Genomic DNA, 12,594 nt, shown 5'->3' on the forward strand with positions numbered 1-12,594 from the left:
GCTGGACCTCTTCCCTTCGGTCAGAGGTCCAGCTTGTAGCCCAGGCCGCGGACGGTGACGAGGTACTTCGGCTCGCCCGGGTCGGGCTCGAGCTTGGCGCGGAGCCGCTTGACGTGCACGTCGAGCGTCTTGGTGTCGCCGACGTAGTCCGAGCCCCACACGCGGTCGATCAGCTGGCCCCGGGTGAGCACGCGGCCGGGGTTGCGCAGGAACATCTCGAGCAGCTCGAACTCCTTGAGCGGCAGCCGCTGCTCGGTCCCGTCGACGGTGACGACGTGGCGCTCGACGTCCATCCGGACCGGGCCGGCCTCGAGGGTGTCGGGCATCAGGTCGGGCTCGTGGCCGCGACGCAGCACGGCGCGGATGCGGGCGACCAGCTCGCGCGGTGAGTAGGGCTTGGTGACGTAGTCGTCGGCGCCGAGCTCGAGCCCCACGACCTTGTCGACCTCGTCGTCCTTGGCGCTGACCATGATCACCGGGACCGACGACGTCTGGCGGATCTGGCGGCAGACCTCCGTGCCGGGGATCCCGGGGAGCATCAGGTCGAGCAGGACGATGTCGGGACCGAAGCGGTCGAACTCCGTGAGGGCGGTGTTGCCGTCGGCGGCGATCGCCACCTCGTAGCCCTCCTTGCGGAGCATGTAGGCGAGGGCGTCGCTGTAGCTCTCTTCGTCCTCGACGACGAGTACGCGGGTCATGCGGGGTCCCCTCGGTGTTGTTCGGCGGAGGAGCGAAGCGGGGGAGGCGAAGAGCATCGTGGGGTGCTCATCTATTGGTCTCCTGCTGTGCTCTGCGTGGTCCGGGATCGGTGCCGGCGGAGGGCCGCACGGGGGCGACGACCTCGACCGGGGTGGTGGTGCTGCCGGTGCCCGGGGCGGGCTCCGAGCTGCGGGGGAGCGTGAGGGTGAAGGTCGAGCCCTGTCCCTGCACCGACCACACGGCGATGTCGCCGCCGTGGGTGGCCGCGACGTGCTTGACGATCGAGAGGCCGAGGCCGGTGCCGCCCGTCGAGCGGTGGCGCGCGGGGTCGACGCGGTAGAAGCGCTCGAAGATGCGGTCGATGTCGCCGGCCGGGATGCCGATGCCCTGGTCGACCACCGAGATCTGGACGTGGTTGCCCTCGGACCTGGTCGTGACCACCACGCGCGAGCCCGCGTTGGAGTAGGCGACCGCGTTGGCGACGAGGTTGCTGATCGCGGCGCCGATCTGCTCCTGGGACCCGAAGACCTCCAGGTTCGGCTCGCCGCGGGACTCCACGGTGATCTGCTTGGCGGCCGCCTCCATGGCGCTGGTGTCGACGGCGGTCGCGACCGCGGCGTCGAGGTCGACCATGACGGGCCGCTCGAGCGGGTCGTGGCCCTGTAGCCGGGACAGCTCGATGATCTGCTGCACGAGCTTGGAGAGCCGGTCGCTCTCGGTGAGCATCCGCCCGGCGAAGCGTTGCACGGCCTCGGGGTCGTCGGCCGCGTCGGTGACGGCCTCGGCGAGCAGGCGGATCGCGCCGACCGGGGTCTTGAGCTCGTGGCTGACGTTGGCCACGAAGTCACGGCGGACGGCCTCCACGCGGCGCTCGCGGGTGCGGTCCTCGACGAGCGCCAGCACGAGCCGGGCTCCGAGCGGTGCCACCCGCGCGGTCAGCGTGCGGGTGAACCCGCCGTCGAGCGCGGGCATGTCGATGTCGCTCTCGCGGATCTGCCCGTCGCGTCGCACCTGCGCGATGAGGTCGAGCAGCTCGGGCAGCAGGACGATGTTGCCGCGCACCAGCCCGAAGGCGTACGCCGGCGCCGAGGCCTTGAGGACGTGGTCGGACTCGTCGACCACCACGGCGCTGGAGCGCAGGATGCTCAGGACGGCCGCGACGCCCGCCTGGACGACGGGCGGCTCCGCCTCGGGAGCCGTGTGGCGCTGCCGGTCGCTGATGTGCCACGCGAGGACCGCGCCGCCCGCCACGATGGCCCCGACGAGCGCCGCCAAGGCAGCCTGCGTCGTCGGATCCACGCTCACATCGTACGCACCGCGGACGTGCGTCCTGACCGGATGGACGGGCGGCACGCAGTGTTCACCCCTCGTTCATCGACCACGCACATCTGTTCGCTTCGGCTGCCTACAGTGCCCGACATGCGTGAGGCTTTCCATGACCAGCTCGACGGCATCTTCGCCGACCTGTCCGACATCTGCGGACAGGTCGAGATCGCCGTACGCGAGGCCACCAAGGCGCTGCTGAGCGGCGACGTGCACACCGCGGACCAGGTGATCAGCAACGACAAGGCGATCGACGCGGCTCGCGAACGGGTCGACGACACCGCGTTCGCCCTGCTCTCGCTGCAGCAGCCGGTGGCCGGCGACCTGCGGATGATCGTCTCCGCGCTGCGCATGGTCAGCGAGCTCGAGCGAATGGGTGACCTCTCGGTCCACGTCGCGAAGATCGCCCGCCTGCGCGTGCCGTCGGTCGCGGTGCCCGACGAGCTGCGCCCGACCATGGAGCAGATGGCCCGCACGGCCGAGGACATGGTGCGCCGGGTGCGGGACATCATCGTGGACCGCGACGTCGAGGCGGCCATCGAGCTCGGCCGCGACGACGAGGTGATGGACCAGCTGCGGCGCCGCAGCTTCACCGAGCTGCTCTCCACCGACTGGCAGCACGGCGTCGAGGCCGCGGTCGACATCGCCCTGCTCGGCCGCTACTACGAGCGGATCGCCGACCACGCCGTCTCGGTCGCCAACCGGGTCGTCTTCGTCGTCACCGGCGACCTGCCCCCGCGCGACTGACGTACGCCGCTGCTTCCGCTCCGTGGAGCGGTGCCTGACCCACATTCCGAAGGCTCAGGACGTGGGTGGGGCACCGCTCGCCGGCGTGTCGTACGACGGCGCGCGCCCGGGCGGTGCCTGACCCACATTCCGGAGGCCCGGCACGTGTGTGGGCCACCGCTCCGGCCGAGGAAGCTGTCAGCGACCCTGGTTGGCGACGGCTGCGGCAGCGGCCGCGGCCGCCTCGGGGTCGAGGTACTCGCCGCCGGAGACGGTGGGACGCATGCCCTCGTCGAGGCGGTAGACCAGCGGCATGCCCGTGGGGATGTTGAGGCCGGCGATGTCCTCGTCGCTGATCTGGTCGAGGTGCTTGACCAGGGCGCGGAGGCTGTTGCCGTGGGCGGCCACGAGGACGGTCCGGCCGGTCTGGAGGTCCGGCACGATCTCTGCCTCCCAGTAGGGGAGGAAGCGGGCGATGACGTCCTTGAGGCACTCGGTGCGCGGCAGCTCGTCACCGAGGTCGGCGTAGCGCGGGTCGGCGGCCTGCGAGAACTCCGAGGAGTCGTCGAGCGGCGGCGGCGGGGTGTCGAACGAGCGGCGCCAGAGCATGAACTGCTCCTCGCCGTACTCCTCGAGCGTCTGCTTCTTGTCCTTGCCCTGGAGTGCACCGTAGTGGCGCTCGTTGAGGCGCCACGAGCGCTTCACCGGGATCCAGTGGCGGTCGGCGGCGTCGAGGGAGAGGTGGGCGGTGGTGATCGCCCGGCGCTGCAGCGAGGTGTGCACGATGTCGGGCAGCAGCCCGGCCTCGACCAGGAGCTCGCCCCCGCGGACCGCCTCGGCACGGCCCTTCTCGGTGAGGTCGACGTCGACCCAGCCGGTGAAGAGGTTCTTGGCGTTCCACTCGCTCTCGCCGTGGCGGAGCAGGACGAGCGTGTGTGTCATGAGGCGTCCATGCCTTCCCAGTAGCCGAAGTCGTCGGGGACGACGGGGACGTTCAGCGAGACGCGCTCGCCGTTGCCGAAGTCGACGGACAGCGCGAGGAAGTCGCCCGCGGCGAAGTCGCCGGTCAGGACGATGTCGGCCGGCGGCTCGGCCAGGTTGACCAGGCCGGCGGCCGGGACGACGACGGGCTCGAACTCGGCGGCCTCGACGGTCGTGCCGTCACTGCCGGGGTCACCGCCGGAGATGCCGGTGAGGCTCTGCTCGTCGACGTTGTCGTTGTTGGACAGCGAGGCCACGAAGGTGCCGGACCCCTCGGCGCTGGAGACCACCACGGCGGAGAGCAGGTCGACCACGCCCTCGCGGTTGTTGGCCCCGCCGGCGGGGGTGTAGTCGCGCTCGGTGGCGTAGCTGAACCCGCACGAGGTCAACGGAACGGCGAGAGCGACGACCGCGGCGGCAGTCGCGAGGGATCGGAGTCGCATGGCCGACAGCCTAGCGTCGGCTCAGGTCAGTCCGACGGTCCGCCCTGCGATCAGGATCGCGGCGACGACGAGGCCCGTCCACACGCCCGCCAGCAGCAGGAGGCGAGGGGTGCCGGTGCGCAGTGCCACCAGCATCGGGAACGACTTCTCGCCCTCCTCGTGGTCGTGCACCAGGCCCGGCAGCGCGAGGAGCACGTGGACGCCGAGCCCCAGCGCTGCCGCCAGGGCGACCATCAACGGCGTGGGCGGTGTCGGGGAGCCGACCCCGCCCCAGCCGCCGTACGCCAGGAACGCGGGGTAGAGCGCGAAGCTCGCCATCCACGGGACGAACGACAGCGCCCGTGCGTGCAGCAACCGGTCGCCGACCGCGGAGACCACGAGGAGCGCGAGGTAGGTCGCCCCGGCGCGGCGCCCGTTGGCCACGGCAAGGGGTACGACGAGCAGGAACGCGCACGTGAGCGCGAACCACACCGTGCCGGGGTCGAGCCGGCCCGAGGCGAGCGGCTTGTCGGGGCGTCGTCGGGCGTCGCGCTCCCGGTCGGAGAGGTCGTCGGCCCAGCCCAGCAGCGACTGGCCGACCAGCACGGTGGCGGCGACGAGGCCGACCTCGCGCAGCGGTCGTCCGGCGACGGCGGCGGCGGTGCCCAGCGCGGCCGCTGTCACGAGCGCCTGGCGCGGGTGGGCTGCCCGGACGAGGAGCAGCGACGGGGTCGTTGCAAGGGCCCGAGGCATGGGCCGCAGTATGGCCCAGCGGTGGGTCGGCGGGGGGCTCGCACCACAGCAACGGGTGACTTGTCAAGCCCGCATAGGGCCTCTGACCTGCACAAACGCGGCTGGAGGTACCTCGATCCCGTGTTAGAATGTTCACCTAGGAAGGGGAACTGAACATATGACTTTCACCGTTGGCGAAACGGTCGTCTATCCCAATCACGGGGCCGCTGTCATCGAGGAGATCGAGACGCGGACGATCAAGGGAGAGGACCGCGAGTACCTCGTCCTCCGGATCGTCGCCCAGCAGGACCTGGTCGTGCGTGTCCCGGCCTGCAACCTCGATCTGGTCGGCGTCCGCGACGTCGTCGACAAGGAGGGCCTCGACCGTGTGTTCGACGTGCTGCGTGCAGCCCACGTCGAGGAGCCGACCAACTGGTCGCGCCGCTACAAGGCCAACCTGGAGAAGCTCCACTCCGGTGACGTGATGAAGGTGTCGGAGGTCGTGCGCGACCTGTGGCGCCGCGAGCGTGACCGTGGGCTCTCCGCGGGCGAGAAGCGGATGCTCGCGAAGGCCCGGCAGATCCTGGTCTCCGAGCTCGCGCTCGCTGAGAAGACCAACGAGGACAAGGCCGAGGCCATGCTCGACGAGGTGCTCGCCTCCTGAGCGTGGACGACGCTGGCCGAGGCCCCTGGGACGACGTTCCCCGGGGCCTCGGTCTCGTTCTGGACGAGGACCGCGGCGCCCTGCCCTACGCACTGATCCACGGAGAGGCGCTGGTGGCCTGCGCCGCCTGGGCGCTGGGCGAGTCCGGGGTGGACATCCTCGACGCGTCCGTCTCGTGGGAGGGACTCGTCGAGTCCGAGGAGGACCTGGTCCTCCACGACGCCCTGTGCCCGATGACGCCGCCGGCCTTCATCGCCGCCTGCCTCGAGCACGCTCGTGGGACCGGGCGCCCCGTCGTGGGCGTCCGCCCGGTGACCGACACCGTCAAGGTGGTCGCTGACGGCGCGGCCGGACAGGTCGTGGGAGAGACGCTCGACCGCGACGCCCTGGTGGCCGTCGCCTCGCCCCTCGTCGTCCCGGCCGCCGTGCTGGCATCGCTGCCGCGGTGGCCGTCGACCGACCTCGCCAGGGCGGTCGCCGACCTGGCAGCCGCCGGTCACGCGGTCGAGACGCTCGAGGCGCCACCGGAGGGTCGGCGGGTGTCCTCGCCCGACGACGTACGCCTCCTCGACGCGCTCACGGCCCCGTCGGGCTGAGCTCGTCGGCCAGCGCGACGTCCTCGGGGAAGGTGACCTTGAGGTTGAGCGGGCTGCTGGGGACGGCCGCGACCTCGACGTCGCGGTAGGCCCCGACGCACGCCGAGGTGTCGGTGCCCTCGAAGCGGTCGGCCGACGCTGCCCGGTAGGCCGCCAGCACGTCGCGGGCGCGGAAGGCCTGCGGTGTCTGCACGCCGCCCACCCGCTCGCCGACGAGCCGCTGGTCCTTGGTCAGCAGGTGGGTCACCGGGACCACCGGGATCGCTCCGCCCACCTCGCGGGCGGCGGTGACCACCGCTTCCCACAGGGGACGCCCCGCCAGCGGCCGGGCGCCGTCGTGGACGACCACCAGGTCGACCTCGCCCGACTCGACGTCGGGGGCGAGCACCCGCAGCGCGGCCCACTCCGAGGCGTGCCTCGTCGCGCCACCGTCGACGACCAGCACCTCCTGGTCGCCGAGGTGGGGCGCGACAGCCGACTCGATCGCGGAGCGGTCCTCGGGGCGCACGACGAGCACGAGGCGGCGTACGTCGGGCAGCGCGAGCGCGTCGCGGACCGACCACACCAGCACGGGGACGCCCCGCAGCGGCAGCAGGACCTTGTTGACCTCGGCACCGACCCGGCTGCCCGAGCCGGCGGCGAGGATGACGACAGCAGTCGACACGCTGGCCTCCTCAGCGGGTCAGGAGCGCGGTGGCGATCGCCGCCACGCCCTCGCCGCGGCCGGTGAGGCCGAGGCCGTCGGTGGTGGTGGCGGACAGGCTCACCGGGGCCTCGAGAGCGGCGGTCAGGGCGGCGACGGCCTCGTCCCGGCGCGGGCCGAGCCGGGGGACGTTGCCGATGACCTGGACGGCGACGTTGCCGATCTCCCACCCCGCGGCCCGTACCCGGCGGGCCGTCTCCTCCAGCAGCGCGGCGCCCGACGCCCCGGCCCACTCGGGCGCGGAGGTGCCGAAGTTGCTGCCCAGGTCACCGAGCCCGGCGGCGGAGAACAGTGCGTCACACGCGGCATGGGCGGCGACGTCGGCGTCGGAGTGACCCTCGAGCCCGGCCGGCTCGTCCGGCCACGCGAGGCCGGCGAGGTGCATGGGAACGCCGGCGACGAGGCGGTGCACGTCGGTGCCGATGCCGATGCGGGGGGCGGGGAAGGGGGAGGTCACGTCGGCATCATGCCGGACCGCCCGTCACAATGGACCCGTGACCGCTCGCCGTGCTCCCTGGGTGCTCGCCGGAGTGCTGGCCGGTCTCGCCGGCCTGGCGACCAGCTATGCGACCGCGATGGTCCTCACCATCCGGGACGCGCCCGTGGTGGCGGTGGCGGAGGTGGTCATCCGGCTCACGCCCGGACCGATCGCCGAGCGGGCCATCTCGGTCCTCGGCCACTTCGACAAGCCGTTCCTCGTCGGCGTCGTCCTCTTCCTCCTCCTGGGCTGCTTCGCGCTGGCGGGGCTGCTGGCCCGCGGCGGCTGGTACCGGCCGCTGTTCGTCTGGTTCCCGCTCGCCGGCGTGGGCCTGGCCGCCGTCCTGAGCCAGCGGGGTGCCGGTGCGGTCGACACCCTGCCGGTCGCCGTCGGCCTGCTCACCTGGGTGACGCTGCACTCCGCGCTCACCGACGCCCTCGAGCGGGGGCGGGGCCGGCCCGACCTGGAGTCGCGCGAGCGACGCGTCTTCCTGATGGTCGCCGGTGCCGTGGCGGTCGCCGCGGTCGGCATCGCGGTCGCCGGGCGACTGGTGGGAGCAGGTCGCCGGCACGTCGAGGTCAGCCGGCGGCTGCTCCGCATCCCCGGCGTCACCCGGCGCCAGGCGCCCGCGAGCACCTCGGTCGGCCTGGCCGGCATCACGCCGTGGGAGACGCCCAACGAGGACTTCTACCTGATCGACACGACCATCGCGAAGCCCACCATCGAGCCGGAGGAGTGGTCGCTGCGCATCCACGGCATGGTCGACCGCGAGCTGACCCTCAGCTTCTCCGACCTGGTCTCCCGCCGGATGACGCAGTCGTGGATCACGCTCAACTGCGTGAGCAACGAGGTCGGCGGCGGCCTGGTGGGCAACGCCCGCTGGAGCGGCATCCGCATCGCCGACCTGCTCGCCGACCTCGGCGTCTCCGACGACGCCGACTGCGTGCTCCAGACCTCGCACGACGGCTGGACCTGCGCGACCCCGCTCGAGGCCCTCACCGACGACCGCGACGCCATGCTCGCGGTGGCGATGAACGGCCGCCCGCTGCCCATCGAGCACGGCTTCCCGGTGCGCACGATCGTGCCGGGCCTCTACGGCTACGTCTCGGCCACCAAGTGGGTCGTCGACCTCGAGGTGAGCACGTTCGCCGATTCGACCGGCTACTGGACGACGAAGGGCTGGTCCGCCGAGGGGCCGGTGAAGATCGCCTCACGGATCGACGTCCCGCGCTCCGGGGACGACGTCGCGGCCGGCCCCGTGTCCTTCGGGGGCGTGGCCTGGCACCAGCACACGGGCATCGACCACGTCGAGGTCCAGGTCGACGGCGGCGAGTGGACCCGTGCCGCTCTCGGCGGGGTGCCGTCGGTGGACACCTGGGTGCAGTGGGCCGTGACGATCGACGTGCCGGAGGGCGACCACGAGGTCCGGGTCCGGGCGACCGGCAAGGACGGCGAGACCCAGACCAGCGTCGTACGGTCCCCGGACCCGGACGGTGCGACGGGCTGGCACGCGGTCGAGTTCAGCGCCGGCTGACGATCGGGGAACGCCGGCCTGCTCGGGGCAGACCGGGACTCCCGATGTCAGCTGTTGCGGACGACGTACGCCGTCCCGCCGGAGGCGGCGATCCAGATCCGCTCGAACTGCGCCCGGTCGTAGACGCGGCGCACGTCGGCGTTGGTCGCACCAGCGGGGTCGTTGACCACGACGTCGCCGTCGGCCTCGAAGCCGACGACGACCAGCAGGTGGCCGTTGCTGGCGGAGATGGGTGCGCCGGTGAGCTGGTTGCGCCCGAAGGCGATCGAGACGATGAGCGGCACCCCGGCGACGATGTAGTCCTCGGCCTCGCGCAGGTCGCGCATCCGGGTGACGTAGGAGTCGCCGCCGGCGAGCGTGGCGGCGTAGGCGGTGTTGAAGGCCCAGTTGCCGGTGCCGCGGTAGCCGTTGTCGTAGACCATCTTGGCGGTGTGGTCGACGACGGCGTCGGTGTGACCGGCCGTGATGCCGGTGGGGGTCGGGGAGATGCCGTGGTAGGCGAGCACCATCGCCAGCGACGTGGGGGAGCACCACGCCTCGCCGCCACCGCCCCAGGCGGGGTAGTGGCCGCTGTGGACCATCTGGGAGTACGTCGGCACCGGCAGGACGGTGCCCGCCGCGGGGCCGGGCTGCGAGGTGGCACGCGGCGCCGAGGCGTCGGCGGAGGCGACGGCGCCGACCCGCTCGAGGCTGACGGCCTTGCTCGACCCCTTCGGCCGCATCAGGGTGACGCGCAGCTGGTACGCCGTCACGGCGGAGGTGGCGAACCAGGTGTCGGCGCTGACCCGGCCGAGGTCGTCGGTCTGGCCGGAGTAGGTGGTGCGGGGCACGGGGCGGTTGGTGCGCGCCCAGTCGGCCACCGTGTCCCAGGTGCCGGTGCGGCCGGTGGCGTCCTGCGCCCGCAGCTCCACGCGCACCAGGGTGCGGCCGGGGGTGGTGGCCTCCCACGACGGGATGATCGCGGTGGCGCCGAAGCCGGGCGTGGCCCATGGGGACGTCCAGGTGCCGGCCTCGTAGGACCTGCCCGCGACGGTGCGGGGCTTTGCCTTCAGCAGGGAGACCTGGCCGCGGCCCAGCTTGATGCCCTTGCGCTGCCCGGCCTTGAAGTCGGCGTAGCTGCTCCACGACGTGAGGTCGACCTGCGGCGTCGCGCGCTTCCGGGCCGCGGGCTCCTCGGATGCGCCCGCCACGGGGGCGAAGGAGGTGGCCAGCAGCAGGGGAAGGGCGAGGACCGCGAGACGTCGGAGCACCGGTCGACGATAACCCGGAAAGTCCCACACGTCTCAGGAGTCACATCCCTCGGCCGGCGGCGCCGCTCGCCGAAGCCGGAGGATCGGACCGCTCGCCCTAGACTTGCCCGGTGACCCTGAGGCTCCACGACACCGCGACGCGCGAGACCCGCGACTTCGTCCCGCTCACCCCGGGACGGGTCGGCATCTACGTGTGTGGGCTGACCGTGCAGTCGGAGCCTCACGTCGGGCACGTGCGCTCGGCGGTCAACTTCGACGTGCTCCGCCGCTGGCTCGCCGTCACCGGCCATCAGGTCGACTTCATCCGCAACGTCACCGACATCGACGACAAGATCCTCGCCAAGTCCGCCGAGCAGGGCGTGCACTGGTACGCCCTCGCGTCGGCGATGAAGCGCGAGCTCGACGCCGCCCTCGGCGCGATCAACGTGCTGCCGCCGACCTACGAGCCGGGCGCCACCGGCCACGTCCCGGAGATCCTCGAGCTCATCGAGCAGCTCATCGCCCGCGGCCACGCCTATGCCGCCGAGGACGGCAGCGGCGACGTCTACTTCGACGTCCGCAGCTGGGCGTCCTACGGCGAGCTGACCCGCCAGCGCGTGGAGGACATGGAGCCCGCCGGCGACGCCGACCCGCGGGGCAAGCGCGACCCCCGCGACTTCGCCCTCTGGAAGGGGTGGAAGAAGGAGTCCGAGCCACAGACCGCCTCCTGGCCCTCCCCGTGGGGCCCCGGCCGCCCCGGCTGGCACATCGAGTGCTCGGCGATGGCCGGCAAGTACCTCGGCCCCGCCTTCGACATCCACGGCGGCGGCGTCGACCTGCGCTTCCCCCACCACGAGAACGAGCAGGCCCAGTCGCGTGCCGCCGGCCGCCCGTTCGCGTCGTACTGGCTGCACAACGCCTGGATCACCACCGCCGGCGAGAAGATGAGCAAGTCGCTGGGCAACTCGATGCTCATCCCGTCGGTGCTCGAGCGCGTGCGCGGCATCGAGCTGCGCTACTACATCGTGGCGGCCCACTACCGCTCGCACGTCGAGTTCAGCTTCGAGGCGCTCGAGGAGTCGGCCAAGGCGTTCCGCCGCCTCGAGGACTTCCTCGACCGCGCCGCTCCCGTCGTCGGCTCGTGGTTCGCCTCGATGCCCGACGCCTTCCGCGAGGCGATGGACGACGACCTCGGCACGCCCGCCGCGGTGGCGGTCATCCACGACTCGGTCCGCGAGGGCAACCGGCTGCTGGCTGACGGGCCGTCCGAGGAGCTCAGCCAGAAGTTCGGCGAGGTGGTCGCGATGCTCGACGTGCTGGGGCTCAACCCCGCCGACCCCGCGTGGGCCACCGGCGGCTCCGACGACCGACTGACCGAGGTCGTCGACGCGCTGGTGAAGGGACTGCTCGAGGAGAGGACGGCGGCGCGCGAGGCCAAGGACTGGGCTCGCGCCGACGCCATCCGCGACCGGATCAAGGCGGCCGGCTTGGAGATCGAAGACACCTCGACCGGCCCACGGTGGACGATTGTTTTGGGGAGCGTGTGACATGGCCGGCAATTCGAAGCGCAAGGGCGCGATCAAGAAGACGGGCAAGGGCAACCCGACCGCCGGCTCGGGCGGACGGGTCCGCCGGGGGCTCGAGGGCAGGGGTCCGACGCCCAAGGCCAAGGACCGGCCCTACCACCAAGCGCACAAGGCGGCCAAGCGCGCCGAGCGCGACAAGACCACGCGGCCCAAGCGGCGTACGACCGCCGAGGCCGAGTGGGCCGCCGGTCGCAACTCGGTCGTGGAGCTGCTGCAGGCCGGCGTGCCGGTCACGGGGGTCTACGTCGCCGAGGGCACCGAGCGTGACGGCCGGATGCGCGAGGCGTTCAAGCTCGCCGCCGAGCAGGGGCTGACCCTGCTCGAGGTCACCCGCAACGAGATGGACCGGATGACCGGCGGGGCCGTCCACCAGGGCCTCGCCGCACGGCTGCCCGCCTACGAGTACGCCCACGCCGACGACCTGCTCGAGCGGGCGTCCGAGGCGAAGGAGCCGGCGCTGGTCGTCGCCCTCGACTCGGTCACCGACCCGCGCAACCTCGGCGCGGTCGTCCGCTCCGCGGCGGGCTTCGGCGCCCACGGCGTGCTGATCCCCGAGCGCCGGGCCGCCGGCATGACGGCCTCGGCCTGGAAGACCAGCGCGGGCGCCGCCGCGCGGCTCCCGATCGCCCAGACGGTCAACCTGACCCGCCAGCTCAAGGCCTACCAGGACGCCGGCTGCATGGTCGTCGGCCTGGCGGCCGACGGTGACATCTCGCTGCCCGAGCTGGTCGCACCCGGTGGCCTCGCCGAGGGCCCGCTCGTGGTCGTCGTCGGGTCCGAGGGCAAGGGCCTCGGCCGGCTCGTCGCCGAGACCTGCGACCAGATCGTCTCGATCCCGATGGCCGGTCAGCTCGAGTCGCTCAACGCCGGCGTGGCCGCCTCGGTCGCCCTCTACGCGATCTCGCAGGCCCGCTCGTAACG

14 protein-coding genes are annotated in these 12,594 nt (G+C 72.5%); 6 read left to right on the top strand and 8 right to left on the bottom strand.

Annotated features, from left to right (window positions below):
- Window positions 1-20: 20 nt before the first annotated feature.
- Window positions 21-698 carry a response regulator gene (locus AC1DP1_RS12405; protein WP_300049600.1) on the bottom strand — a complete coding sequence of 226 codons (678 nt, stop codon included), beginning with the start codon at window positions 696-698 and terminating at the stop codon, window positions 21-23.
- Between the two features lie 67 nt (window positions 699-765).
- Window positions 766-1,998, bottom strand: a complete 1,233-nt coding sequence (locus AC1DP1_RS12410) for a sensor histidine kinase (protein ID WP_477507106.1) — start codon at window positions 1,996-1,998, stop codon at window positions 766-768.
- A gap of 120 nt (window positions 1,999-2,118) precedes the next feature.
- Between AC1DP1_RS12410 and phoU the strand changes: the two genes are divergently transcribed.
- A complete protein-coding gene (gene phoU, locus AC1DP1_RS12415; RefSeq protein WP_300049603.1) occupies window positions 2,119-2,769 on the top strand; it encodes a phosphate signaling complex protein PhoU in 651 nt (216 codons plus the stop codon).
- A gap of 177 nt (window positions 2,770-2,946) precedes the next feature.
- On the opposite strand, the gene AC1DP1_RS12420 is transcribed toward phoU, so the two are convergent.
- Genes AC1DP1_RS12420 through AC1DP1_RS12430 form a run of 3 tightly spaced genes read right to left on the bottom strand, consistent with a single transcriptional unit; the run spans window position 2,947 to window position 4,904 of the window.
- Window positions 2,947-3,690: a phosphoglyceromutase gene (locus AC1DP1_RS12420; RefSeq protein WP_477507107.1), complete on the bottom strand. Its 744-nt coding sequence runs from the start codon at window positions 3,688-3,690 to the stop codon at window positions 2,947-2,949.
- Entirely contained in the window at window positions 3,687-4,172 is a 486-nt protein-coding gene (locus AC1DP1_RS12425) for a hypothetical protein (RefSeq protein WP_457185861.1), read from the bottom strand. Before AC1DP1_RS12425 ends, AC1DP1_RS12420 begins: the two co-directional genes overlap by 4 nt.
- Before the next feature lie 21 nt (window positions 4,173-4,193).
- On the bottom strand, window positions 4,194-4,904 hold the full coding sequence (locus AC1DP1_RS12430; RefSeq protein WP_477507108.1) for a UbiA family prenyltransferase: 711 nt from the start codon (window positions 4,902-4,904) through the stop codon (window positions 4,194-4,196).
- Window positions 4,905-5,061: 157 nt separating this feature from the next.
- Between AC1DP1_RS12430 and AC1DP1_RS12435 the strand changes: the two genes are divergently transcribed.
- Window positions 5,062-5,547: a CarD family transcriptional regulator gene (locus tag AC1DP1_RS12435; protein WP_191194532.1), complete on the top strand. Its 486-nt coding sequence runs from the start codon at window positions 5,062-5,064 to the stop codon at window positions 5,545-5,547.
- A gap of 2 nt (window positions 5,548-5,549) precedes the next feature.
- Window positions 5,550-6,143: a 2-C-methyl-D-erythritol 4-phosphate cytidylyltransferase gene (locus AC1DP1_RS12440; protein ID WP_477507109.1), complete on the top strand. Its 594-nt coding sequence runs from the start codon at window positions 5,550-5,552 to the stop codon at window positions 6,141-6,143.
- Here the strand turns inward: AC1DP1_RS12440 and AC1DP1_RS12445 are convergent.
- Entirely contained in the window at window positions 6,124-6,807 is a 684-nt protein-coding gene (locus AC1DP1_RS12445; RefSeq protein WP_477507110.1) for an IspD/TarI family cytidylyltransferase, read from the bottom strand. The genes AC1DP1_RS12440 and AC1DP1_RS12445 overlap by 20 nt on opposite strands.
- A 10-nt stretch (window positions 6,808-6,817) precedes the next feature.
- Entirely contained in the window at window positions 6,818-7,303 is a 486-nt protein-coding gene (gene ispF, locus AC1DP1_RS12450; RefSeq protein ID WP_477507111.1) for a 2-C-methyl-D-erythritol 2,4-cyclodiphosphate synthase, read from the bottom strand.
- 37 nt (window positions 7,304-7,340) lie between these two features.
- On the opposite strand from ispF, the gene AC1DP1_RS12455 reads away from it, so the two are divergent.
- A complete protein-coding gene (locus tag AC1DP1_RS12455; RefSeq protein ID WP_477507112.1) occupies window positions 7,341-8,858 on the top strand; it encodes a molybdopterin-dependent oxidoreductase in 1,518 nt (505 codons plus the stop codon).
- Window positions 8,859-8,905: 47 nt separating this feature from the next.
- Here AC1DP1_RS12455 and AC1DP1_RS12460 read toward each other — a convergent pair whose 3' ends face one another.
- On the bottom strand, window positions 8,906-10,108 hold the full coding sequence (locus tag AC1DP1_RS12460) for a peptidase C39 family protein (RefSeq protein ID WP_477507113.1): 1,203 nt from the start codon (window positions 10,106-10,108) through the stop codon (window positions 8,906-8,908).
- A gap of 110 nt (window positions 10,109-10,218) precedes the next feature.
- Between AC1DP1_RS12460 and cysS the strand changes: the two genes are divergently transcribed.
- Both cysS and rlmB read left to right on the top strand, forming a co-directional pair.
- Window positions 10,219-11,634 (top strand): cysteine--tRNA ligase, encoded by a 1,416-nt coding sequence (gene cysS / locus AC1DP1_RS12465; RefSeq protein WP_477507114.1) that lies wholly within the window; start codon window positions 10,219-10,221, stop codon window positions 11,632-11,634.
- A gap of 1 nt (window position 11,635) precedes the next feature.
- The gene (rlmB, locus tag AC1DP1_RS12470) at window positions 11,636-12,592 is read left to right on the top strand and encodes a 23S rRNA (guanosine(2251)-2'-O)-methyltransferase RlmB (protein ID WP_457185877.1); all 957 of its coding nucleotides are present in this window, start codon (window positions 11,636-11,638) and stop codon (window positions 12,590-12,592) included.
- Window positions 12,593-12,594: the final 2 nt, after the last annotated feature.

This window comes from Nocardioides sp. P4_G10 (assembly GCF_056401175.1).